This window comes from Streptomyces prunicolor, assembly GCF_045162825.1.
Taxonomy (GTDB): Bacteria; Actinomycetota; Actinomycetes; order Streptomycetales; family Streptomycetaceae; genus Streptomyces; species Streptomyces prunicolor.
On sequence record NZ_CP108676.1, the window covers coordinates 10,314,698 to 10,337,121 of the forward strand.

The window sequence follows — 22,424 nt, forward strand, 5'->3', positions numbered from 1 at the left end:
GGGGGTCACGGGTGCCGTCCTGGCTTGGCGCGCCGGGCGGCGAGCAGCAGCGCGATGTCGTCGGGGCGGTCGGCCGCGTGCCGGGCCGTCGCGGTGAGCCGGTCGGCGACACCGCCCAGGCCACCCCCGCCCGGCCGCGCGGCGGGCCCGCCCGCCTTCGCGAGGGCGACACGCAGGGCGGCGATGCCGTCGTCGATGTCGACACCGGGCCGCTCGACCAGGCCGTCCGTGTAGAGCGCGAGGATGGAGTCGGGCTCCAGTTGCAGCTCCGCGACCGGGTACTGGGCGTGCGGGTCCACCCCGAGTACTACGCCTCCGGGTATGTCCCAGACGCGGGTGCGCCCGTCCGGGGTTCGGATCAGCGGCGGCGGATGCCCCGCCCGGGCGACCCGGACCAGCCCGCTCGCCGGGTCCAGCCGGAGATAGCAGCAGCTCGCGAACTGGCCCGGGTCGAGGTCGATGAGGAGATGATTCGTGCCGCTCATCACCTCGTCGGGCGGCCGGTCACCGAGCGCGAACGCCCTTACCGCACTGCGGAGTTGACCCATGGTGGCAGCCGCCTGGACACCGTGCCCCTGGACGTCGCCGATCACCAGGGCCAGACCGTCGCCGGCCTCGACGACGTCGTACCAGTCGCCGCCCACCTCCATGCCCTGGGTGCCGGGCAGATAGCGCCCCGCGGTCTCCACCTGCGGGTGGGCGGAGAGCCGACGGGGGAGGAGAGCCTGCTGGAGGCCGCGGGCGAGGGCGGCCTCCGAGTCGTAGCGCTGGGCCTTCTCCATCGCGTGGGCGATCAGGCCGGCGAGGGCGGTGAGCACCGCGCGCTCCTCGGAGCTGAAGTCGCGGGACCGGTCGAAGCCCAGGATGGCCGAGCCGACCGGGCGCCCGGACGCGATCAGCGGCAGGAAGGCGCGGGCGCCCACCTCCGCGTCCAGCGGGATGCCCGGATAGGCGTCCGCCAGCTGTTGCATGGAGTCGAAGAAGAGCGGGCGTCCCGTGGTGAGGGTCTCGACCCCGGGCAGCCGGGCGTCCAGACCGACGCCGTCGAACGGGGCGAGGAAACCCTGCGGGAAGCCGGTCTCCCAGGCCAGGTACAGATGCCGTTCCTGCAGCAGATAGATCGCGAGCCGCCGACCGCCGAACGCGGGCAGCAGCTCCTTCATGACCACCGCGGACACCTGGCGGGCGGTGACCGCCTCCGTCAGCGCGATGGCGAGCACGATCGGCCGGTACAGCGGAGCGAGCGAGGTGACACCGTTCGCCGGGCCGCCGTCCCCGTCGGCGTGCACCGGCACGAGCGGCAGCGGCGGCCCCGCCACCCGGGTCGACGGGGCGACCGTGCACGTCAGGCCGTCCCGGCCCGGATGGACGGCCATCGCCAGCCAGTCGCTCGCGTACGACTCCTGCGCCTGCCCCTCGCTCCGCGCTTCGCGCTGCTCCTGCTCCGGCTCGTCCGGGCGCCGGACGTGGAAGTGCACCGGCCCCAGCGACAGCAGGGCGCCGCGCAGCTGGTCCTCGCAGCCGATCTGGTTCAGCCAGGGCACGCCCTCCCACAGCGGGCGGCCCAGCAGCTCCTCGCGCGGTCGGCCCAGCAGCTGGGCGGCGCGCGGATTGGCGTAGGTGACCAGGCCCAGCCGGTCCAGGCAGAACACGCCGTCCGGGAGCAGATCGGCCGCGCTGTCGCCCTCCGACGCGGGGCCCGGCTCGATGACGACACCGCTGACCGGGTATCCGCCGTCCGGCGGGAGCGGCCCTGTGGCGGGCGTCCACAGGTCCAGCAGCCGGACCGAGCCGTCCGGCGTCCGCACCCGCAGGGGGAGCGGCGGGGGCTTGCCGGCGGCCGTGGCCCGCAGCGCGGCCATGACCTGGTAGGCGTCGCCCGGCGCCACGACGTCTGCGAGCGCCTGCGCGGTGCCGGGGAACTCCGCGGGTTCCACCCCGAGCAGCGCGTGCAGGGACTTGTCCCCGGTCACGAGAGCTGTCGCCGGATCCCAGGCGAACCGCGCCATACGGCGCTCGGGGCGGTATGTGGCCGCCGCCTGGACGCACACGGCCTCGCCGTCCCAGGCGACGTACGGACCGTCCTCGTCCTTGTGCTCGTCCTCCAGGTCCGCCAGCGCCCCGCCCAGCTCCTCGGCCAGCCGGGTCATCCGGTCCAGCCCGCACAGCACCTCGGTGGCGTCCGAGGCGGAGGGCCGCAGCACGGTCAGCACGCCGTACGTCGTCGACCTGCCGATGACGGGGACGTACAGGGACCCGAACTGGAACGGCAGACTCGCGGCGAACTGGGGATAGCGGCGCATGGTCTCGGTGGCGTTCGGCAGGACCACGTGGACGCCGAGCCGGTAGGCGTCGGCGACGGGGAACTTGCTGTCGGCGTGCAGCCGCCCCCAGGGCCGGAACAGTGGCCCGGGCAGCCCCGCCAGTACGGCCAGCCGCAGCAGCCCGGGCGTACTCGACCGCAGGTAGACGCCCCCGGAGTGGCCGCCGGCCGCGTCGACCGCCTCCGTCGAGGCGTCGATGAGCAGCTCGGCGAGCCGTCCGGGCGTCCCCTTCTCGCGCTCGGCACTGCCAGTCATCGGGGCTCTACCTCGTCCTTGTGGCGCCGGGTGGGTGACACAGCAAGAATGCGCCAGGACGCGGCCGGGGTCACCTGGGCGGACGGGATGGGCTGGAGAGGCACGGGTATCGCCGGTCCGTCGGTGTCTTCTGATGAAGTGATCAAGAGTGACTCAAGTGTCGGTGTCGGGTGTGGGCCGCTGGGTGCGGTGGTGGACGGGGTGCGGTGTCGTCGGGGGTGGCGGCGGTGCCGTCGGCCTATGACGAAGGCCCCTCGGCGCGGGTGCCGAGGGGCGTCGGGTGGGTCAGGCGGCGTGGGTGCGAGGACCGGTGGTGTGGTTGCCGGGTCTTTGCGTGTGGGGTGCCTGAGGGCTGTGAGTTACCTGCGGTACGTGGAGTACGTCGAGGTCGGCGGCCCCCACGGAGTCGGGGCGGCGCCCGGGGTCGGTCGTCGGGAGCCCTGCGGACTGGGGTGTGGCCATGGGGCTGAGCCCTTTCGGATCGACGCGGATCGACTTGGATCGATGCGCCAAATAAGCAGGCGGGACAGAGAAGTAAGCAGGCAGGGCAAGGGAGTTGAGGCCCGACCCGCGTCAGCGATCGGTCCTCGACCCATGGCGTTCAGGATGGCGCAAACTACGCCTCGCGCGGGGCGAATTCGATCTGTTGCCCTAGCAGGTAGTGACCGGTAGGCCTCCGACTCGCCAGTCACGCACTGCGGATCAGCGCCCACACCAGCAGCCCGGCCACCATCGGAGCACCGAACAGCGTTGTGCGCGGTGTTAATGGTTTGCCGCGTCGTTCGGCGATGGGAAGACTTCCGCTCATGCCCTCGAACGCACGTGACCTGACGCTTGAACACTTCCGGTGGATCGGTGGTCACGCGGATGTATGGGCGATCTTTCGGGATGCCAAGGCACTGGCCGCGGTGGTCGCCGCTCTGGTTGAACCGTTCCGGGACGAGCAGATCACGGCAGTCTGCGGGATCGAGTCGCGGGGATTCCTTCTGGGCGGTGCCGGGGCCGTCGAGCTCGGGGTCGGTTTCGTTCCCGTCCGCAAGGGCGATGGTCTCTTCCCGGGCGACAAGGTCGTGCGTCAGTCGTCTGCGGACTACCGACGCCTTCGTCACACGCTGCGGCTCCAGCGGTCCTCGCTGGGGCCGGGTGACCGTGTTCTGCTGGTTGACGACTGGATCGAGACCGGAAGCCAGGCTGCGGCCGTCAGAAGCATGGTCGAGGAGTGCGGCTCCACCTGGGTGGGATGCAGCGTCATCGTTGACCAGCTCACCGGTGCGTCGAAGAGCGCCCCCGGCACCGTTCGAGGGCTGTTGACCGCGCAGGAACTCCCACCGTCCGCTGTCTGATGTTGTCCGGCGAGGACCGCCGTCCCGCACCCCCCTGCGTGGACGCTCTTCGTTGGCCTGCCCTGCCCTGCTAAAATGGTGCTCGTCACGCGAGCCTTCTCGGTGCGGATTTCGATCCGCCGGGGAGGCTTTTTTCATGCCCGGGAGCCGCCTGCCCCGGCACTGGTGGGCCCACTTCGATGTGCTCGCCCCGTCGGCTTCCGTTCCCCACCGCAAGAGGAGATCCCACCATGAGTCCACGGACGAACACCGCGACAGCCGCGGGAACTTGGCGACTGGGCGACCTGACCGTCAACCGCGTCGGGTTCGGCGCGATGCGCCTGACGGGTGCCGCGCCCTTCGACAACGGCCTGCCGCGTGACCGTGATCGGTCGATCGCCGTGCTCCGGCGGGCGATCGAGCTCGGCGTGAACCACATCGACACCGCCGCGTTCTACTTCTCGGCGACGCGCTCCGCCAACGAGCTGATCAACCGGGCGCTGGCGCCGTACCCGGAGGAACTGGTCATCACCACCAAGGTCTGGCCGGGCCGCGATCCCGCGGGCGCGTGGTGGTGGGCCGCGCCGGAGCAGTTGCGCGGCCAGGTCGAGGAGAACCTCCGCCAACTCGGCCGCGATCACCTGGACGTGGTGAACCTCCGCGTGCCACCGAGCTGCCGGACCGGCTCGATCGGCGAGCACTTCGGAGCGCTGGCCGAGCTGCGCGACGCCGGGCTGATCCGCCACCTCGGCGTCTCCAACGTCACCTCCGAGCAACTGGCCGAGGCCCGGGCCATCGCCCCGGTCGTCTGCGTGCAGAACCCCTACGGGATCGGCGCGTCGAGCGAGGACCGGGCACTCCTACGGCTCTGCGGCGAACTCGGCCTCGCCTTCGTCCCGTTCTTCGCGATCGCCGGTCCCGGGCGCGAGGCAGGCCCGGCTGCCCGCGACCGCGAGGCGGTGTGCGCCGTCGCCCAGGCGCACGGTGTGTCCGTCGCGCAGATCCGGCTGGCCTGGACCTTGCAGCAAGGGCCGCACGTGCTCGCGATCCCGGGGACAGGAGATCCGGACCACCTCGAGCAGAACGTGGCGGCAGGCGCGCTACGGCTCTCGGAAGAGGAGCTGGCGCGCCTCACCTCGCTGCGGCCCGTCGGCGCGTAGCGAGCGTCGGCACGCGTGCGTCGGCCACCGGCGGCAGGCGGCGGGTGCTCGCCGTAGGGCGACCACCTCGCCCGGCCGCGTCCCCGGCGAGGGAACTACGGTGACTCCGCCCGCCGTCTCGGCGTGATCAGCCGTGCGCCACAGCCCCCGCACGGATACCGCGCCGACCCCGCCCCCGCCCAGCCCGCCGCGCGATTGTTAGCCTCGGCCATGGCCAGATTCCCCCTGCCCCGTCAAGGATCGCGATGAGTACGGTCGCCGCCGCCTCCTTCCCGCTCGGTGCCGGGACCACGCTCGCCGAACTCACCCATGACCCGCACTCACGGCTGGCGCGGCTCCGCGAGAGCGAACCCGTGTCCTGGCTCCCCGAGTTGGACGGTTGGCTGGTGACCCGGCGGGACCTCGCGCTGAGCGTGATGCGGGACGCGGCGACCTTCACCGTGGACGACCCGCGCTTCTCCACCGCCCAGGTAGTCGGCCCGAGCATGCTGTCCCTCGACGGGGAACGGCACGCCCGTCACCGCGAACCCTTCACCGCGCCCTTCCGCCCGCGCGAAGTACGGGACGGCTTCGCCTCGTTCATCGAGCGCGAGACCGACCGGCTCGTCACGGCACTGCGACCGGCCGGTGCCGGCGAACTGCGACGCGCCTTCGCGGGTCCGCTCGCGGTCGCCGTCGTCACCGAGGCACTCGGCCTGACCGGCACCACCCCGGACACGGTTCTCTCCTGGTACGACGCGATCGTGCGGTCGGTCTCGGACATCACGGCAGGCCACGAGGCGGGAGCCGCGGGCACCAAGGCGTACGCGGAGCTGCGCGCCTCCGTCGAAGCCACCCTCGCCGACCAGGGCGGAGCCTCACTCCTCGGCGCCGCCGCCGGACAACTGACACTGCCCGAAGTGGCCTCCAACGCCGCCGTGTTGATGTTCGGCGGCATCGAGACCACCGAGGCGATGATCACCAACGCGCTGCTGCATCTCCTGCGCCACCCCGACCAACTCGCCCTGGTCCAGGCCGACATGGGCCTCCTTGACGGTGCGATCGAGGAATCGCTGCGCCTCGAACCCGGCGCCGCCGTCGTGGACCGCTACGCCACCCGGGACACCGTCCTCGGCCCGGCCACGATCCGCGAGGGCGACCTGGTCACCGTCTCCCTCACCGGCGCCAACCGCGACCCGGCCGTCTTCCCCGACCCCGACCGCTTCGACGTCCGCCGGGAGAACGCCCGCCTCCAACTCGCCTTCGCCCACGGCCCGCACTACTGCCTCGCCGCACACCTCGCCCGCCTGGAGACCCGTATCGCCCTCCAGCACCTCCTCGAACGCCTCCCCGCTCTGCGTCTCGACCCGGACCACCCGACCGCCCCGCACGGCCTGGTCTTCCGCAAGCCGCCGACGCTGCATGTGCTGTGGGTCGACGCCACGACCTGACACACCGGCGCGTGACGGTCCGTCAGGCACCGGTGTATGGCGGTCCGTCAGGACTCCTTCATCCGCTGCCTACTCGACGCTCCATTACCTCCACCAGGCGCCCCAGCGCCTTCAGTACCTGGTCCCGGTCCTCGCCCAAGCCCGCCAACAGGTCCACCTCGGTGGCGAGTTGGCGGGGGAAGAGGTCGTCCACGGCCTTGGCGCCCGCCGGTGTGATGGTCACCAGGGCGGCTCGCCGGTCGGCCGGGTTCGGGGTGCGGGCGATGAAGCCGCGCTTCTCCAGCTTGCCCAGGGCCTTGCTGACGCCCGCGCGGGACAGGCCGAGCCATTCGGCGAGGCGACGGGCGATCACCGGGTCGGTGGCGTGCCGCAGGGGGATCAGCATGTCGACCTCGGGAGCGGTGAGCGCGGCGCCCGCGTAGAGGGGTTCCACTGCTCGGTTCAGGAGCCCGGTGGCGTGCTTGAGCAGGCCGATCAGCTCCATGGGGGAGGTGTCGAGGCCCGGGTTGTGCTCGGTCCACTGGGTGCGGACGGCGAGGGGGGAGGGTGACATGCGGCTCGTCTTCTCACTTCCTGGATCGGGCCGTCGAAGGCGGTCGAGGGCCTTCGGCAGCCTTCCATGACCTTCGATGGCTTTCGAGAACCCGTGAGGACCTTCACCGATCCATCATTGTTAACCGGTGAACCATCGGTTACTGTTATGGTCATGGTATCGCCGTCCCCCTCCAGTTCCGCCGCCGCGCGCACCACCGCGCCGGCCGACCCCACCGATCCCTCGCGGCGCACCGCCGTCGCCTTGGTCGCCGTCCTCGCCGCGCTGACCGCGGTCGCCCCGCTCGCGACCGACATGTACGTCCCCGGTTTCCCCGCGATGGGGGACACGCTCGGGGCGAGCAGCTCGGCCGTACAGCTGACCATGACCGCGTTCCTGGCCGGACTCGTCGTCGGCCAGCTGCTGATCGGCCCGCTGAGCGACAGTCTCGGCCGCCGCGGACTGCTGCTGTACGGAACCGCCGCGTTCACGGTCTTCTCCGTCGCCTGCGCCCTCGCACCCAACGTCGAGGTCCTCACCGGAGCCCGGTTCCTCCAGGGCGTGTCGGGCGCGGCGGGCATGGTGCTGGCCCGCGCCGTCCTGACCGACCGCTTCCAAGGGGCCGAACTCCCGCGCTACTTCGCGGTCCTCTCGCAGATCATGGGAGTCGCGCCGGTCGCCGCGCCGGTGCTCGGTGGGGCGGTCCTCGCCGTGTCGACCTGGCGCGCGGTGTTCGTCGTACTGACCGTGATGGGCGGCCTGTTGCTGTTCGGTGTGGTCCGCAAGGTCCCGGAGACGCTGCCGCCGGAGCGCCGGCACCCCGGCGGGATCACGAACACCTTCCACGCGATGGGGGAGTTGCTCGGCCGGCGCACGTTCATGGGATACGTCCTCGTCCTCGCGTTCATCTCGGCGGCGCTGTTCGCCTACATCAGCGGGTCCAGCTTCGTCTTCGAGAACCTGCACGGGGTGTCGGCCACGACGTACTCCCTGATCTTCGCGAGCAACGCCGTAGCGATGCTCATCGCAGGTGCGGCCTTCTCCCAACTCGCCGGACGGGTACGGCTGAACAACCTCCTCGTGGGCGCGGTCGCCGTCGCCGGGGTGGGCGCGCTGGGCCAGGTGCTGCTGGTGCTGACCGTGGGGGAGACCCTCGCCGGCACCTGGATCACCCTGTTCGTCACGGCCGGTGGCATCGGCATGGTCTTCCCGACCACCCTGAGCATCGGCCAGGCCCTCGGCCGCAACGCCCCGGGCGCGGCCTCCGCCCTTCTCGGCGGCTTGCAGTTCCTGTTCGGCGCGCTCGCGGCGCCGCTGGTGGGGGTGTTCGGGGAGGACAGTTCCCTGCCGATGGCGGTGATCATGCTGATCGCCGTGGCGGCGGCGGGAGTTGCGCTGGTGGTGCTGGCCAGGCCTTGGGAGGGGCGAGGGGAACCGACGGAGTCGTAGCGGGTCGTGGAGGGGGAGGGGGTGTGATCGGTTGGGTCCGTCGGGTCACGGGTCTGTCCCAACGGACGGTGGCCGAGAACGGGCGCGCGGCGGTGGCGGAAAACGCGGAAAGCGCTGTCGCGGCTGGCCGGTGGCGGGTCCGGGCGTGGTGCTCCCGGCGGTGGTGCGCGGTGTGTCTCGCGGTGCGTGTAACAGGAATGTCCTATGCGGTGGTTGTGCGGAACGGTCGACCCGGCCGGGCCGCTCTTGATGATCAGAAACGCCCGCTCGTACCGACCCGTACCGAGCGCCCGGCACTGACTCCACCGATACCGAGGATGAAACGATGCGCGTTCACCAGCTCACCTTCGCCGCCCTGGCCGTTGCCGCCGGTCTCTCCCTGACGGCCTGCCAGAACGGCGATGCCGACGCGGGCAAGAGCGACTCGTCGTCCGCGTCCACGGCGTTGTCCGGGTCCAACACCTCGTCCACGGGCGGCAGTTCGGACCAGAGTGGCACGAAGGCATCCGCGGGAACGAACTCCGGCGCTTCGAATTCCGGTGGGTCGAGCTCCGGCGGCACGGGTACCGCTGCCGGTGCCGGCTCCGACGCGAACGCCAAGGTCGGCAAGTGCCGTACCGACGAGCTGGAGTTCACGGCGAAGGACAACACCATCGACGGCGACCCGGACGGCACCGTCGTGGTCGAGCTGACGAACGGCGGCGGCCGGGACTGCGCGATCGCCGGGTACGCGGGTGTCGACCTGAAGACCAACGCGGGAACGGTGTCCGCAAAGCGCACCGGCCAGCAGGCCACGTCGACCATCCTCAAGAACGGCAAGTCCATCGACTTCCCCATCAACTACCCGTTCAACAAGTCGGGCGGCTCCGGCGTCCGCATCACCGGTCTGGTGGTGACCCCGCCGAACGAGACGAAGTCGGTCACCCTCACCTGGCCCGGTGCCGCCACGCTGCCCGTCACGGACGGCTCCGGCTCCCCGGTGAAGGTCGGCCCGGTCGGAAGCGCCGGCCAGGGCGGCTGACCCGCACGGCAGGTCGGCGTGCGTGGCGAGGGGGTCGAGATCGAGTAGGCGGCCCGCCGGACGCGTAGGTCACGTTCGTTGACGAACCGGTTCAACGCTGTTGCGACTGCCTCGACAACCAGGGCAACCCCTACGACAAGGCGGTCGCCGTTGTCCGCCTCGACCCCACCACCCACACCGACGAGCTGACAGCCCACAGGGGCGAGCGCACCCGACTCCGGTCGATCTCGATCCCGTTGCGGATAGCCCTGCACAAGACCAACTCGCCCGCGTCCAGGGCAAGATCGGGATCACATCGGTCGCTGCCGCAGCACAGGAGTCCCCCCATGCCGAACCTCGAAGTCGACGGCGCAGTGCTCGTGTACGACGACGAGGGCCCCCGTGACGGAGACGGCGGTGCGCCGCTCGTGTTCATTCACGGGTGGACGGCCAACCGGCACCGGTGGGACGACCAGTTCGCGCACTTCGCGGGTGGCCGGAGGGTGATACGGCTCGACCTGCGCGGGCACGGGGAGAGCACCGGCGCGGGAGCGCGGACCCTTGACGAACTCGCCGCGGATGTCGTCGCGTTGCTCGACCATCTGGAGGTCGACCGGTGCGTGCCGGTCGGGCACTCCATGGGCGGGATGATCGCCCAGACCCTTGTCCTTGACCATCCCGAGCGGGTCGAACGCGTCGTGCTGGTCGACTCGATCAGCCGCATGACGTACAGCTGGGCACGCGGGCTGCTGCTTGCGGTGTCCACGCTGCTGCCGTTCAAGCTGTTCGTCGCCGTCAACATCCAGCGCGCCTTCGCCCCCGGCTACCCCAAGGAGAAGATCCGCGAGTACATCGACGCCTCCGCCGCCACACCGCGCGAGGTCGTCATGACCTGCTACGGCGCGATGCGGGCCTTCGATGTGCTGGACCGCGTCGGCGGGATCAGCGCGCCCACGCTCATCGCGCACGGGTACCACGACATCCAGTTGCCCCTCTCGCAGATGCTGCGGATGGCCAACGCCTACCCGGACGCGATCGTGCGGATCATCGACGCCGGGCACGAACTGCCTGTGGAGAAACCGGCCGAACTCACCACGGTGATCGGACAGTTCGTGACCGTGCCGAGCCTCTGAAGGAAGAACTCAAGCCGGCCGTACCAGGCCCGCGTCGTACGCGAAGATGACCGCCTGGACGCGATCCCGGGCGCCGACCTTCGCGAGGATGCGGCTGACGTGGGACTTGACCGTGGACTCGGCCAGGCACAGGCGTTCGGCGATCTCGGTGTTGCTCCAGCCGGCCGCCATGACGGTGAGCACCTCGCGTTCGCGGTCGGTGAGGGCGTCGAGGCGGCGGTCCTGTTCGGGGGTGCGGCCCGGCATCCGGTCGGCGAAGGCGTCGATGAGCTTGCGGGTCAGACCGGGGGAGATGACGGCGTCCCCGGCGGCCACCGCCCGGATGCCCGCGACGAGTTCCTCGGGCAGTGCGTCCTTGAGGAGGAAGCCGCTGGCCCCGGCGCGCAACGCGGCGTACGCGTACTCGTCGAGGTCGAAGGTGGTCAGCACCAGGACGCGGGAGCGGCCGCCCGACTGCACGATCCGGCGGGTGGCCTCGATGCCGTCCATGCCGGGCATGCGGACGTCCATCAGGACGACGTCGGGGCGCAGTTCGGCCACCAGCCGGACCGCCTCGACGCCGTGCGTGGCCTCGCCGACGGTGCTCAGGTCGGGGTACTGCTCGATGAGCATGCTGAAGCCGAGCCGTTGCAGGGCCTGGTCGTCGACGATGAGGACGGTGGTCATGCCGGGTGCTTCTCCGTGAGGTCGGGGGCGGTTGGGGTGGGGACCAGGAGGGCGCGGACGGTCCAGCCGCCACGGGAGTTGGGGCCCGCGGCGACCTGACCGCCGTAGAGCGCGGCCCGTTCGCGCATGCCGACCAGGCCCTTGCCGTGTTCGTCGCTGCCGGATGCCTTGTGCGGGCCGGTGTCCTCGGCGGTGAGGATCACCGCCTCCGGAGTGGCCGTCACCGTGACCTCGACCGTCGTGTTCGGTGCCGCGTGCTTGAGGGTGTTGGTGAGGGCTTCCTGCACGATGCGGTAGACGGCGAGCTGAAGTCCCTGGGGGAGATTGGTGAGTTCGCCCTTGAGGTGCAGGGTGGCGGCGGGGCCCGCGGCCCTCACCCGCTCCATCAGGGCGTTCAGGTCGGCCAGTCCGGGCTGGGGTGCGAGCGGGGTGTCGTCGGGGCCGTCGTCGTGGATGACGGCGAGCAGCCTGCGCAGTTCGGCCAGCGCGCCGCGCCCGCTCTCGGCGATGATCCGCAGGGTGTCCGCACCCCGCTTCGGCTTGGTCTCGGCAAGCCCGGCGGCACCGCCCGCGAGGCCGACGATCACGGCGAGGGTGTGGCCGAGGATGTCGTGCATCTCCCGTGCCACACGGGCGCGTTCGGTGGCCGCGGCCAACTGGGCGCGTTGGTCGCGCTCCTTCTCCAGCCGCACGGCGTGCTCCTGGAGGGCCTCGATGTAGGCGTTCACCAGTTTTCCGGCCAGCCCCAGCGCGGCCATCGACAGGATGGCGACCACGGCCAGGAACGCCAGCACCGGGGTGGTGGTCCCTTGGTCCGACCCCTTGAGGCCGTTGAAGAAGGCGATCGACACGAAAGTCTGCAGGAGGTTGTACACGACGCCGACGGCCAGCTGGCCGGGAGGCCCGAAGCGCCCCAGGTTGAGCAGCGCCACCAGCTGGGTGGCGCTCGAACCCGAGTCCACCCTCAGGAACAGGCACGCCTCGGAGAGGACGACCAGGAGGGTGAAGACCAGCGCGGGCCGCTGCCTCCGCCACAGCAACGGCACCGTGTACCCCGCCGTGACCGCCAGCATCAGCACGAAGGCGGGGCCGGAGTCCTGGGCCGCCCGCACCAGGGCCGGAACGCCGCCGAGGGCGTAAAAGGCGGGCACCCCCCACAGCCTGACCCGCGGATGCGCCACATCGGCAGCCCGCACCCGCCCCAGCCAGTTGAGCAGCCGGACGACCGACCGGTACTCGGAGTCGCCCAGCCTGGTCCGTCCGATCAGGTTCTCGGGCTTGAGCGGCCGGTCCGTCGTCGGCGGTGCGGTCACGGGATACACCCTCCATGGTGCAGGCGGGCCGCCCACCGGTCCCGGGGGGAAGGGGACCGGCGGGCGGGGACGGTGTGGTCGACAGGGGCGGCAGCCGTACGGCCGTAACAGGCGTCCTGGTGTGGATCGTACGGCCGCCGCCTCAGCTCTTGCCGGTGCCGACGGGCGACACGGGCGCCCGGTCCGGGCCGGTGGAGCCGTGGTCCGGGGTCTCGGCCAGCAGGTGGCGCAGCTGTTCGCCCTCGACGTCCACGTTGGGCAGCTTCCGGTCGAGCCAGCCGGGCAGCGTCCAGGCGCGGCGGCCGAGCAGGGTCATGATCGCGGGCACGAGCGTCATGCGGACCACGAAGGCGTCGAAGAGGACGGCGGCGGCGAGGCCCAGGCCGATCGACTTGATCAGCGCGACATCGTCGAGCAGGAAGCCGGCGAACACGGAGATCATGATGACCGCGGCGGCCGTGACCACCCGGGCGCTGTGCCGGAAGCCCGCGATCACGGCCTCCGTGGGGTCGGCCCCGTGGACGTACGCCTCCCGCATCCGGGTCACCAGGAACACCTCGTAGTCCATGGCGAGCCCGAACACCACGCCGATCATGAAGATCGGCAGGACGCTCACGATCGGCGAGGTCTGGTTGACGCCGAACAGGTCCGCCAGCCAGCCCCACTGGAACACCGCGACCACCACACCGAGCGTGGCGAGCACGCTGAGCAGGAAGCCGAGGGCCGCCTTGAGCGGGACCAGGATCGAGCGGAAGACGAGGAGCAGCAGGACCAGGGCCAGGCCGACGACCACACCCAGATAGGGGATCAGGGCGCCGCTGAGCTTGTTGGACGCGTCGATGTTCAGCGCGGTGGTGCCGGTGACCAGCAGTTCTGCGCCGGTGTCGGCCTTCAGCGCGGGGCCGCGGTCGCGGATCTGGGAGACCAGGTCGACGGTGTCCGCACTGGTGGGCGAGCTCTTCGGCACGACGGAGATCAGCGCCACCTTGCCGCTCTGGTTGAACACCGCGGGGCGTACGGCGGCGACGTCGGACAGCTTGCCGAGCTGGGCGACCGCGTCCTGTGCGGCGGTCTTGGCGGCGCCGCCGCTCTGGCCGTCGACGACCACGGTCAGCGGGCCGTTGTAACCGTCGCCGAAGCCCTTGGTGATCGTGTCGTAGGCGATGCGCTCGCTGGTGCCGGGTGCGGATGTGCTGTCGTCGGGCAGGGCCAGGCGCATCGACAGTGCGGGGATGGCGAGGATGCCGAGCCCGACGACGGAGACGACCAGCATCTTCACCGGGTTGCGGGTCACGAACCGGGCCCAGCGCACGCCCGTCGTCTCCCCCTTGCCGCCCGCTTGCAGGGCGCGCATGCGGCGGCTGGTGAACCGGTCGCCCATGATCCGCATCCCGGCGAAGCCCAGCACCGCGGGCAGCAGGGTCAATGCGATCAGTACGGCGACGACGACCGCGAAGGCGGCGCCCAGGCCCATAGTAGTCAGCATGCTGATGCCGATGATGCTCAGGCCGGCCAGGGCGATGACGACGGTGAGACCGGCGAACACCACCGCGGAACCGGCGGTGCCCAGGGCGCGGCCCGCGGCCTCCTCCGGTTCGTGGCCGTCGCGGAGCTCGCTGCGGTACCGGGAGACGATGAACAGGGCGTAGTCGATGGCCACCGCCAGGCCCAGCATCAGCGCCAGCGTCGTGGCGGACGAGCTGAGGTTGAAGACCGAGCTCGCGAGCGTGATGGCGGCGACCGCCGTCCCGACCCCGAAGATCGCCGTCAGCAGCGGCAGCCCGGCCGCGAGCATCGACCCGAACGTGATGACGAGTGCCACGGCCGCGATCAGCAGACCGATCAGCTCGGTGCCGCTGCTGCCCGCCTTCTCCTGTACGGCGTTGCCGCCCAGGCTGACCGCGAGGCCGGCCTTCTCGCCCTTGTCGGCCACGGAGTGCAGCGCGTCGCGCGCGGCGTCGGTGATGTCGGGCTGGGTCACCTTGTAGGTGACCTGGGCGTAGGTGATGGTGCCGGACTTGCTGATCAGGCCGCTCTGGTACGGGTCGGAGACGTTCGCGACCTGGGGCGCCTTCTTGAGGTCGGCGATCAGCGACCGGACCTCGGTCCGGTCGGCGCCGGAGGCCAGCGTGTGCCCCTTGGGCGCTTCGAACACCACGCGGGCGGTGGCGCCGGAGGCGGATGCCTGCGGGAACTCCTTCTCCAGCAGGTCGATCGCCTTCTGCGACTGGGTGCCGGGGAGGCTGAAACTGTCGGACGTACTCGTCGTGGCGTTCATGGCACCGATGCCGACGACCGCCAGGACGGCGATCCACAGCATCAGGACGAGCCGTCGGCGCCGGAACGAGAACCGGCCCAGCCGGTAGAGGAAGGTGGCCATGGGGTACTCCCACCAGGTTCGATAGAAAGTGGAGGGCCTGCGCGACCCACGGCTTCACGCTATGAGCTGCTTTCCTCCCACGCGCAGCACCGGGGAAGTGAAAACGGCCGGGGTGACTAGTACCGGGGTACTAGGCCTTCTCCACCCTCCAGTCGAGGCGCGCGACTCTCCCTTCGACGGCGGGCGCCGTGATCCGCCCCACAGGGCCCGCGACAAGAGCCGGTTATGGTGATCAGGCGAATCGAACGTGGACAGAACCGGCGGAGGACACCGTGTCGGACGAAGGGCGTCGCATCGCCGGGCGCTACACGCTGACCGAGCAGATCGGCCGGGGCGGCATGGGCACCGTCTGGCGGGCCGACGACGAGGTGCTCGGCCGCCAGGTCGCGATCAAACGGCTGCACGCCCGCCCGGAACTCTCCGCCGACGAACTCGCCACCCTCTTCGAGCGCACCCGCCGCGAGGCCCGCAGCGCCGCCCGCATCGCGCACCCGAACGTGATCGTCGTCCATGACGTCGTGGACGACGACGGCCGCCCCTGCATCGTCATGGAGTACGTCCCAGGCTCCACGCTCGCCGATCTCCTCCAGGACGGCCGGACCCTCCCGTACCAGGAGGCGGCCCGGATCGGCCTGGACATGGTCGCCGCCCTGCGCGCGGCCCACGCCGCCGGTGTGCTGCACCGCGACGTCAAGCCGGGCAACGTCCTGCTCGGCGCCGGCGACCGGATCGTCCTCACCGACTTCGGCATCGCCGTGACGGACGGGACGTCGACGCTGACCAAGACCGGCGAGATGGTCGGCTCCATCCACTACATGGCGCCGGAGCGGATCCGCGGGCTCACCCCCGGAACCGCCTCCGACCTGTGGGCCCTGGGCGCCACGCTCTACCAGGCCGTCGAGGGACGCCCGCCGTTCCGCCGGGTCACCGCGATGGAGACCGCGTACGCCATCGCCACGGACCCGATGGAACCCATGAAGCAGGCCGGCCCGCTGGAGCCGCTCATCGAGGCGCTCCTGATCAAGGAGCCCGACGAGCGGCCGACGGCGGCACAGGCGGAGCGGGCCCTTCAGGCCGCTTGGTGGGGAGACTCGACGGCCGAACTACCCCCGCCCGCCGCCGAGTTGGCCGTCCCGCGACCGGAGCCGAAACCGGTGGGAGACTCCGGCCGCGGACGGCGGCGGAACCGTAAGGGGCTCCTCCTCGGAGGGATCGCCGTCGCCGTGGCCGCGGCTGTCGCGGCTACGGCGTTCGTGCTGCACACCACGTCCAATTCCGCGCCCGGGCAAGCGACTTCGCGGCCCACGACCACGGCTTCCGCATCACCCGTGCCGGAGGGCTATCACCTCGTACGGGACCCCCAACTCGGCGTCTCCTTCCCGGTACCGGACGGCTGGAAGGCCGGCGAGCGGACGGCGGAAGGGGTCACCTACACCGACGAGACGGGCCTGGCCGGGCTCACCATCGGGATCGTCGACCCGGCGGGCCCCGACCCGAGCACACACTTCGCGGACATCGAGGCCAACACCAAGCTCAACTACCCCACGTACCGCAGGCTCCGCATGCAGCAGACCACCTTCCGGCAACAGCCCGCCGCGATCTGGGAGTTCACCTTCCAGGGCCGGGCCCGGGTGTTCCGCGCCATCGACCTCGGCTTCGGCCGGGAGGGCGACCGCGAGTACGACATCTACCTCTCGGCCCCGGACGCGAAGTGGGACACCTACCGTCCCGTCTTCGACACGGCCAGGGACGGCTTCGTGACGAGCGCGTCGTAACTCGTCTGCTCACGCCGGGTGTTCGGCGCACAGACAGCCGACTCCCTTCTCGATCCAGTCCCGTTCGGCCCACTCCGGATGCCGCTCGATCATGAGCGCCCGGACCTCCTCGACGATCGTCTCCTCACTCATCGCGGAGTCGCGGCGGACCCACGTCTCGTCCCGCAGCAGCCGCAGATAGTCACGGACGTCCGCGAGCAACTCGGGCCCACCGACAGCCCCGTGGCCCGGTACGACGACCCGCGCCCCTTCACCCGCGAGCCGCTCCATCACCGCGAGCCAACGAGTGCCGGAGACATCCGTGTCGTACGGCGGGAACCACGGGAAGATGGCGAACTGCCCCGCCTCCACCAGGTCTCCCGTGAACAGCACGCCCGCGTCCGGCACTCGCACCACCTGGTCGCCCCTGCTGTGTGCCCGCCCTGTGGCTCTCAACTGCACGGTCCGGCCGCCGAGTTCGAGGTCGTACGCCTCGTCGTAGACGAGATCGGGCTCCGGCAGTACGAACCCTTCGAGCTGCCGGGCGACCGGCTCGCCGAGCCCGCGGAACATGTCGAGGCAGCCCGCGCCCTTCACCTTCAGGTCCTCGGCCTGCGCACGGTTCACGAGGAACGTCGCCTCGCCCGCGAACATCTGCGCCCCGAAGGCGTGTTCAGGGTGGAAGTGGGTCGTCGTGAGGTACAGCCTGCGGCCCCTGGCGTACTCGGTCGCGAACTCCAGCACCTTCTCGGCGTTGCGCGGTCCCAGGCCCGTCTCCACGACGAGCACCGCGTCCCGGCCCCCGATGACACCGATGTTGGGCACCAACGGCACCCGCCCGTCGGGTACGACCACCAAGTCGCGGTCCAGTTCCCGGACTTCGGCGATGTGTACGACGGGGTCCGGCAACACACGGTCGGCCATGGTGACTCCTCAGCAGTACGGCGGTCTCGTTCGCCCACCACTCCACCGCCGGACCCTCGACGGTGTCCAAGACCGATCCTGTACGGCCGATACCGCCTCGGTATCATCGCCGGTCATGGAGGTACGCACGCTGCGCTACTTCGTGGCGGTCGCCGAGGAACTCCACTTCGGCCGGGCCGCCGCGCGGCTGCGGATGACCCAGCCGCCGCTGAGCCGGGCGATCAAACAGCTGGAGACCGAGCTCGGCTGTGTCCTGCTGCTCCGCTCGCCGACCGGGGTGGCGCTCACCCCGGCCGGTGTCCTGCTCCACGAAGAGGCGTGCGCGCTGCTGGCGCAGGCCGAGCGGGTGCGGGCCCGGGTGACCGAGCTGGGCGGACCGGTCACCCTGACGGTGGGCACGCTCGCGGACAGCGCGGAACGGTTCGGGACGCGGCTCGCCGCCGCCTATCGGGAGCACCATCCCGCCGCCCGCATCCTCATCCGTGAGTCGGACCTCACCGATCCGACCGCGGGACTACGGGCCGGGCTCGTCGACGTGGCGCTGACCAGGGCACCCTTCGACGACACCGGCATCGCCACCCGCACCCTGCGCTCGGAACAGGTCGGCGTGGTCCTGCGTAGGGACGACCCGCTCGCCCGCCGTGAGAGCCTGCGCCTGGCCGACCTCGACGAGCGCCGCTGGTTCCGGTTCCCGGACGGCACGGACCCGGTGTGGCAGGCCTACTGGACGGGGGCGGCGGGCGACGGCCGACGCCGTGACGGGACCGTCGTACGGACGGCTCATGAGTGCCTGCAATCTGTCCTGTGGAACGGCACCGTGGGTCTGATGCCGCTCGGGCACGCCCTGCCGGAGGGGCTGGCCGTGGTGCCGCTGACCGACCTGGCGCCCAGCAGGTTCGTCATCGCCTGGCGGGCCGACGGCACCACTGAGCTGATCCGGTCCTTCGTGCGGATCGCCGAGACCGTGCAGCGCTCTGCCGATGCGGCCGGCGTGGAATGAGGGCCGCGCGTTCCCCGCAGGCCGAACCGTGTGAGAGGGGCGTGCACCGGTCTTGCCCCCACACCCCGCGTCCCGTTACGTTGCGGCAAAGTTACTGGCCAGGTACGCGGTGCGGTCCGGCGCATCGGTGTTCGGCGAGCGGAACGGGCATCGGGTGACAGGTCGCGGCAAGGGACAACTGGAGGCGCAGTACGGCCTCTTGACGAGCATCGCCACGGAGGCGGGTGTCTCGCTCAGCACGGTGTCCAAGGTGGTGCACCGGCGCCGCGACGTCGGCGCGCGGACGCGCGAGCGGGTCGAGGAACTCCTCGCCCGGCACGGCTTCGTACGGCCCTGGGAGCGCGATCCCGCGACACCCCGGCAGATCATCGCGGTGTTCCGGGACCTGTCCGGGCCGTACACGCTGGAGGTGGTCCGCGGCATCGTGGACGCGGCCGGCGCGCTCGGCATCGACGTGGTCACCGGGACGACGAGCCAGCGGTCGATCTCCGGGTGGCTGGAGCAGTGCGTGGCGCTCGGCGCGGCCGGGATCGTCATCGTGATCTCGATGCTCTCCGAGGAGGACCAGCGCCGTATCGTCGAACAGCGGCTCCCGGTGGTGCTGATCGACCCGCTCAGCGCGCCCTCCGAGGACATCCCCAGCATCGGCGTCACGAACTGGAGCGGCGCCCGCGACGCCGTACAGCATCTGCTGGGGCTCGGGCACACCCGGATCGGCATGGTCGCGGGCCGCTCCCACTCCCTGGCCGGGGCGGCGCGCGTGCACGGTTACCGGGCCGCGCTGGAGGAGGCCGGGATCGCCTACGATCCGGCGATCGTCCGCTCGACCGACTTCGACTACGCCGAGGCCCTCGCCACCGCCGGTCAGATCCTGCGCGCCGACGACCCGCCGACGGCCGTCTTCGCGGCCAGTGACGCACAGGCGCTCGGCGTGCTGGAGGCGGCGCGGCAGCAGGGGCTCGCGGTGCCGGACGACCTGGCGGTCATGTCCTTCGACGACACACTCGTCGCGGCGATGGCCTGCCCGCCGCTGAGCGCGGTGCGCCAGCCCTTCGAGGAGTTGGGGCGCGAGGCGACCCGGGTGCTCCTCGAACTCGCCCAGGGGCGGCCGCCGGTGTCGCCGCGCATCGAGCTGGCCACGGAACTCGTCCTGCGGACCTCGACCTCCGTGCGCCGTCCCGTCGAGCACGTCAATACCGCGTAACTCCCCATCCTGCGAAACACTTTCGACATGTGCCGGTGACATCGCGGTGTCGCATCCGAATACTGGCTTCCTGCTCCGCACCCCCATTCCATCCCCCTGGGACCTCCGGAACTCCGGCACCCCTGGAACGTGGTGCGCGCCTTCCCCCGGTGAAAGGAACGCCGTTGACCAGATCTTGGGCGCGAAAGGCTTTCGCTGCGGCGACCGCCTTCGGCATGGGCGTGGCATTCGCCATCGCCTCCACGACGACTGCCTCGGCCTATCAGCCGAGTCCCGCGAATCTGTATACGGCGACCAACACCGCCGCGTGCAGCAAGAGTCCGTGTGTTCTCTACCCGAAGTCGGCCCAGCTGGCGGACGGCCGGATCGTGGCCACCTTCGAGAACGATCAGACCGCTCCGGTCGGTCAGACCCTGCCCGTGTACAAGAGCGACGACGACGGCACGACCTGGGCGAAACTGTCCGACGTCAAAGCCCCCGCCTATCTCTCCAGCGACTCCAAGTACGCCAAATACACGAGCAATTGGACCAACCCGTATCTCTACGTCCTCCCGCAGAACGTCGGCAGCCTGAGCGCCGGCACCCTGCTGCTCGCGAGCATCGTCTCCGGCGACGACTACTACTACCAGGAGCAGAAAGCCGCCAACTCCAGCTGGACGCCCACCAGTGACGGCGACCGTAAGGACGTGGCACTCGCCCTGTACTCCAGCACCGACGACGGCGCGACCTGGACCATCCAGAACATCATCGCCGCCGGCGGCTGGCAGGGCGGCAGTGCGGGCAGCGTCGGCCGGGTCTCCACGGCCAACACCTACGCGCAGGTCGACCCCGTCTGGGAACCCCATCTCCTCGCCCACAACGGCACGTTGATCGCCTACTACTCCGACGAGGACGACTACACCGGCTACAACACCACCACCGGCGCCCCGACCCTCGACCCGGACAACGCCACGGCGACGGACTCCGGAGGCCAGGTCCTCCTGCACCGCACCTGGGACGGCGGCAGCACAACGTCCTGGAGTTCTCCGGTAGTTGACGTCCCGGGCTCCACGGTGAGCATGGGCAACGGCAAGACCGAGATCGGCGGCGGTCGGCCCGGCATGACGACCATCGCCCCGACGACCGACGGCAAGTGGCTTCTCACGTACGAGTATTGGGGCGGCGGAACCAACGTCCGTTACCGGATATCCGACGACCCGACGAAGTTCTTCTCGGCCACGGACGCCGCGATCACCGCACTGCCCGTGCCCTCGGGTGGCGCCGCCCTCTCCACCGGCGGCAGCCCGGTCCTGCTCCCCATGCCGGACGGCCGGATCGTCTACAACGCCGCGGGCAGCGGAGACGTCTGGGTGAACGAGTCCGGGCTGTCCACCGGCACCTGGAAGGAGTACAAGACGTCGATCGCGGCCGGGTACAGCCGCATGCTCCAGTACGTCGACGGCACAGGACGCGTCCTCGTCCTCCAGGCGTCCTGGAGCGGCACCAGCGTCGGCCCCGTGAAGTACGCCGAGGTCGACCTCGGCCGCTCCGACGGCGCCTACTACAGCCTCGTCAACCGGCTCACCGGCCAGGTGCTCAGCACCGCGTCCGGCAAGACCCAGGACGCGAACCTCACCGGGAACACCCCCGACCTTGTCCTGAGCGCCGCCAACTCCACTGACGCCACCCAGCGTTGGCACCTCACCGTGAAGGGCGGCAACGTCACGCTGCTCAACAAGGCCGGGGGCCGTTCGGCCGCCATCTGGACCGGCACGGCGACGGCCGGGCAGAAGCTGGCCCAGTGGGTCGACGACGGAGCCACCGACAAGCAGTGGACCCAGGTCGCTTCCTCGACCAGCGGGTACTACAAGCTCCGCTCGGTCCTCAACACCAGCCTCTACATGACCGGTTCGACCGCGGGCGGCTCCGTCACCGTGGCGGCGGCCACCACCGACGGCTCCCAGGACTGGCAACTGGTCCAGGACCCGCTCCCCACCGTCTCCACCTTCACCCTGAAGGGCACGTACTCCAGCCGCTGCCTCGACGTCCCGAACGGCGCGACGGGCGTCCAGGTCCAGATCTACGATTGCTCGGGCAACGCCTACCAGACCATCACGCAGACCGCGGCCGGTGAACTCCGCGTCAACGGCAGCTGCTTGGCCGCGAACGGTGACGGCACCACCGCGGGCACCACGCTCATCCTCTGGGCCTGCAACGGAAAGAACAGCCAGAAGTGGGCCTTCCGCGTGGACGGCACCATCGTCAACCGCTCCAACGGTCTCGTCATCGACGTGACCAACTGGGGTACGGCCAACGGCTCGAAGGTCGAGCTGTGGACCGGGCTGGGCAACGCGACCCAGCAGTGGACCCGCGCCTAGGCACATGACGGAAGCGGCGCCACCGTGTCCGACGGTGGCGCCGCTTCGTGTAAGTGCCTCTGCTTTTGCTCCCGTTCGACGCTCACCGGCACCGCGCGCTGCCGCAGCACTGTCGCGTCCCGCACCGGTGTGTCCAGGCTGGAGGAACTCGCCTCCAGCAGGATCTCGCCGGGCTCGACGATGCGTCTGCCGCCCGGACCGGTGAAGGCCAGCGCCGGGCA

The 22,424-nt window shown here is 70.8% G+C and carries 16 protein-coding genes; 10 read left to right on the forward strand and 6 right to left on the reverse strand.

All coding sequences use genetic code 11. The features are described 5' to 3' along the window. Nucleotides 1–5: 5 nt before the first annotated feature. Nucleotides 6–2,579: a SpoIIE family protein phosphatase gene (locus tag OG588_RS46635; RefSeq protein ID WP_405952588.1), complete on the reverse strand. Its 2,574-nt coding sequence runs from the start codon at nucleotides 2,577–2,579 to the stop codon at nucleotides 6–8. A gap of 806 nt (nucleotides 2,580–3,385) precedes the next feature. On the opposite strand from OG588_RS46635, the gene OG588_RS46640 reads away from it, so the two are divergent. The 3 genes from OG588_RS46640 (at nucleotide 3,386) to OG588_RS46650 (ending at nucleotide 6,491) form a co-directional block, all read left to right on the forward strand. Beyond that, entirely contained in the window at nucleotides 3,386–3,922 is a 537-nt protein-coding gene (locus OG588_RS46640; RefSeq protein ID WP_405952589.1) for a phosphoribosyltransferase family protein, read from the forward strand. Between the two features lie 230 nt (nucleotides 3,923–4,152). Further along, nucleotides 4,153–5,061 carry an aldo/keto reductase gene (locus tag OG588_RS46645; protein ID WP_405952590.1) on the forward strand — a complete coding sequence of 303 codons (909 nt, stop codon included), beginning with the start codon at nucleotides 4,153–4,155 and terminating at the stop codon, nucleotides 5,059–5,061. Between the two features lie 245 nt (nucleotides 5,062–5,306). Further along, nucleotides 5,307–6,491 (forward strand): cytochrome P450, encoded by a 1,185-nt coding sequence (locus OG588_RS46650; protein WP_405952591.1) that lies wholly within the window; start codon nucleotides 5,307–5,309, stop codon nucleotides 6,489–6,491. 58 nt (nucleotides 6,492–6,549) lie between these two features. Here OG588_RS46650 and OG588_RS46655 read toward each other — a convergent pair whose 3' ends face one another. Further along, a complete protein-coding gene (locus tag OG588_RS46655) occupies nucleotides 6,550–7,044 on the reverse strand; it encodes a MarR family winged helix-turn-helix transcriptional regulator (RefSeq protein ID WP_405952592.1) in 495 nt (164 codons plus the stop codon). A gap of 153 nt (nucleotides 7,045–7,197) precedes the next feature. Between OG588_RS46655 and OG588_RS46660 the strand changes: the two genes are divergently transcribed. From OG588_RS46660 to OG588_RS46670, 3 genes are all read left to right on the forward strand, one after another. After that, entirely contained in the window at nucleotides 7,198–8,472 is a 1,275-nt protein-coding gene (locus tag OG588_RS46660; RefSeq protein ID WP_405952593.1) for a multidrug effflux MFS transporter, read from the forward strand. Nucleotides 8,473–8,797: 325 nt separating this feature from the next. Continuing rightward, entirely contained in the window at nucleotides 8,798–9,493 is a 696-nt protein-coding gene (locus OG588_RS46665) for a DUF4232 domain-containing protein (protein WP_405952594.1), read from the forward strand. Between the two features lie 326 nt (nucleotides 9,494–9,819). Next, complete coding sequence (locus OG588_RS46670) at nucleotides 9,820–10,605, forward strand: alpha/beta fold hydrolase (RefSeq protein WP_405952595.1); 786 nt, start codon at nucleotides 9,820–9,822, stop codon at nucleotides 10,603–10,605. Between the two features lie 9 nt (nucleotides 10,606–10,614). Here OG588_RS46670 and OG588_RS46675 read toward each other — a convergent pair whose 3' ends face one another. The 3 genes from OG588_RS46675 to OG588_RS46685 form a co-directional block, all read right to left on the reverse strand. Further along, nucleotides 10,615–11,271: a response regulator transcription factor gene (locus tag OG588_RS46675; RefSeq protein WP_366093851.1), complete on the reverse strand. Its 657-nt coding sequence runs from the start codon at nucleotides 11,269–11,271 to the stop codon at nucleotides 10,615–10,617. After that, nucleotides 11,268–12,584, reverse strand: coding sequence for a sensor histidine kinase (locus tag OG588_RS46680; protein WP_405952596.1), 1,317 nt, complete (start codon nucleotides 12,582–12,584; stop codon nucleotides 11,268–11,270). The genes OG588_RS46675 and OG588_RS46680 overlap by 4 nt, the downstream gene beginning before the upstream one ends. A gap of 142 nt (nucleotides 12,585–12,726) precedes the next feature. Beyond that, the gene (locus OG588_RS46685) at nucleotides 12,727–14,964 is read right to left on the reverse strand and encodes an MMPL family transporter (protein ID WP_405952597.1); all 2,238 of its coding nucleotides are present in this window, start codon (nucleotides 14,962–14,964) and stop codon (nucleotides 12,727–12,729) included. A gap of 272 nt (nucleotides 14,965–15,236) precedes the next feature. Here OG588_RS46685 and OG588_RS46690 point away from each other — a divergent pair, with 272 nt between their 5' ends. Next, nucleotides 15,237–16,739 (forward strand): protein kinase domain-containing protein, encoded by a 1,503-nt coding sequence (locus OG588_RS46690; RefSeq protein ID WP_405952598.1) that lies wholly within the window; start codon nucleotides 15,237–15,239, stop codon nucleotides 16,737–16,739. 9 nt (nucleotides 16,740–16,748) lie between these two features. Here the strand turns inward: OG588_RS46690 and OG588_RS46695 are convergent, their stop codons facing one another. After that, the gene (locus tag OG588_RS46695; RefSeq protein WP_405952599.1) at nucleotides 16,749–17,642 is read right to left on the reverse strand and encodes an MBL fold metallo-hydrolase; all 894 of its coding nucleotides are present in this window, start codon (nucleotides 17,640–17,642) and stop codon (nucleotides 16,749–16,751) included. A 115-nt stretch (nucleotides 17,643–17,757) separates the two neighbouring features. Here OG588_RS46695 and OG588_RS46700 point away from each other — a divergent pair, with 115 nt between their 5' ends. The 3 genes from OG588_RS46700 (at nucleotide 17,758) to OG588_RS46710 (ending at nucleotide 22,203) form a co-directional block, all read left to right on the forward strand. Further along, nucleotides 17,758–18,642: a LysR substrate-binding domain-containing protein gene (locus tag OG588_RS46700; RefSeq protein WP_405952600.1), complete on the forward strand. Its 885-nt coding sequence runs from the start codon at nucleotides 17,758–17,760 to the stop codon at nucleotides 18,640–18,642. Between the two features lie 109 nt (nucleotides 18,643–18,751). Continuing rightward, nucleotides 18,752–19,846, forward strand: coding sequence for a substrate-binding domain-containing protein (locus OG588_RS46705; protein WP_405952601.1), 1,095 nt, complete (start codon nucleotides 18,752–18,754; stop codon nucleotides 19,844–19,846). Between the two features lie 215 nt (nucleotides 19,847–20,061). Beyond that, on the forward strand, nucleotides 20,062–22,203 hold the full coding sequence (locus OG588_RS46710; protein ID WP_405953393.1) for an RICIN domain-containing protein: 2,142 nt from the start codon (nucleotides 20,062–20,064) through the stop codon (nucleotides 22,201–22,203). The last annotated feature ends 221 nt before the right edge of the window (nucleotides 22,204–22,424 follow it).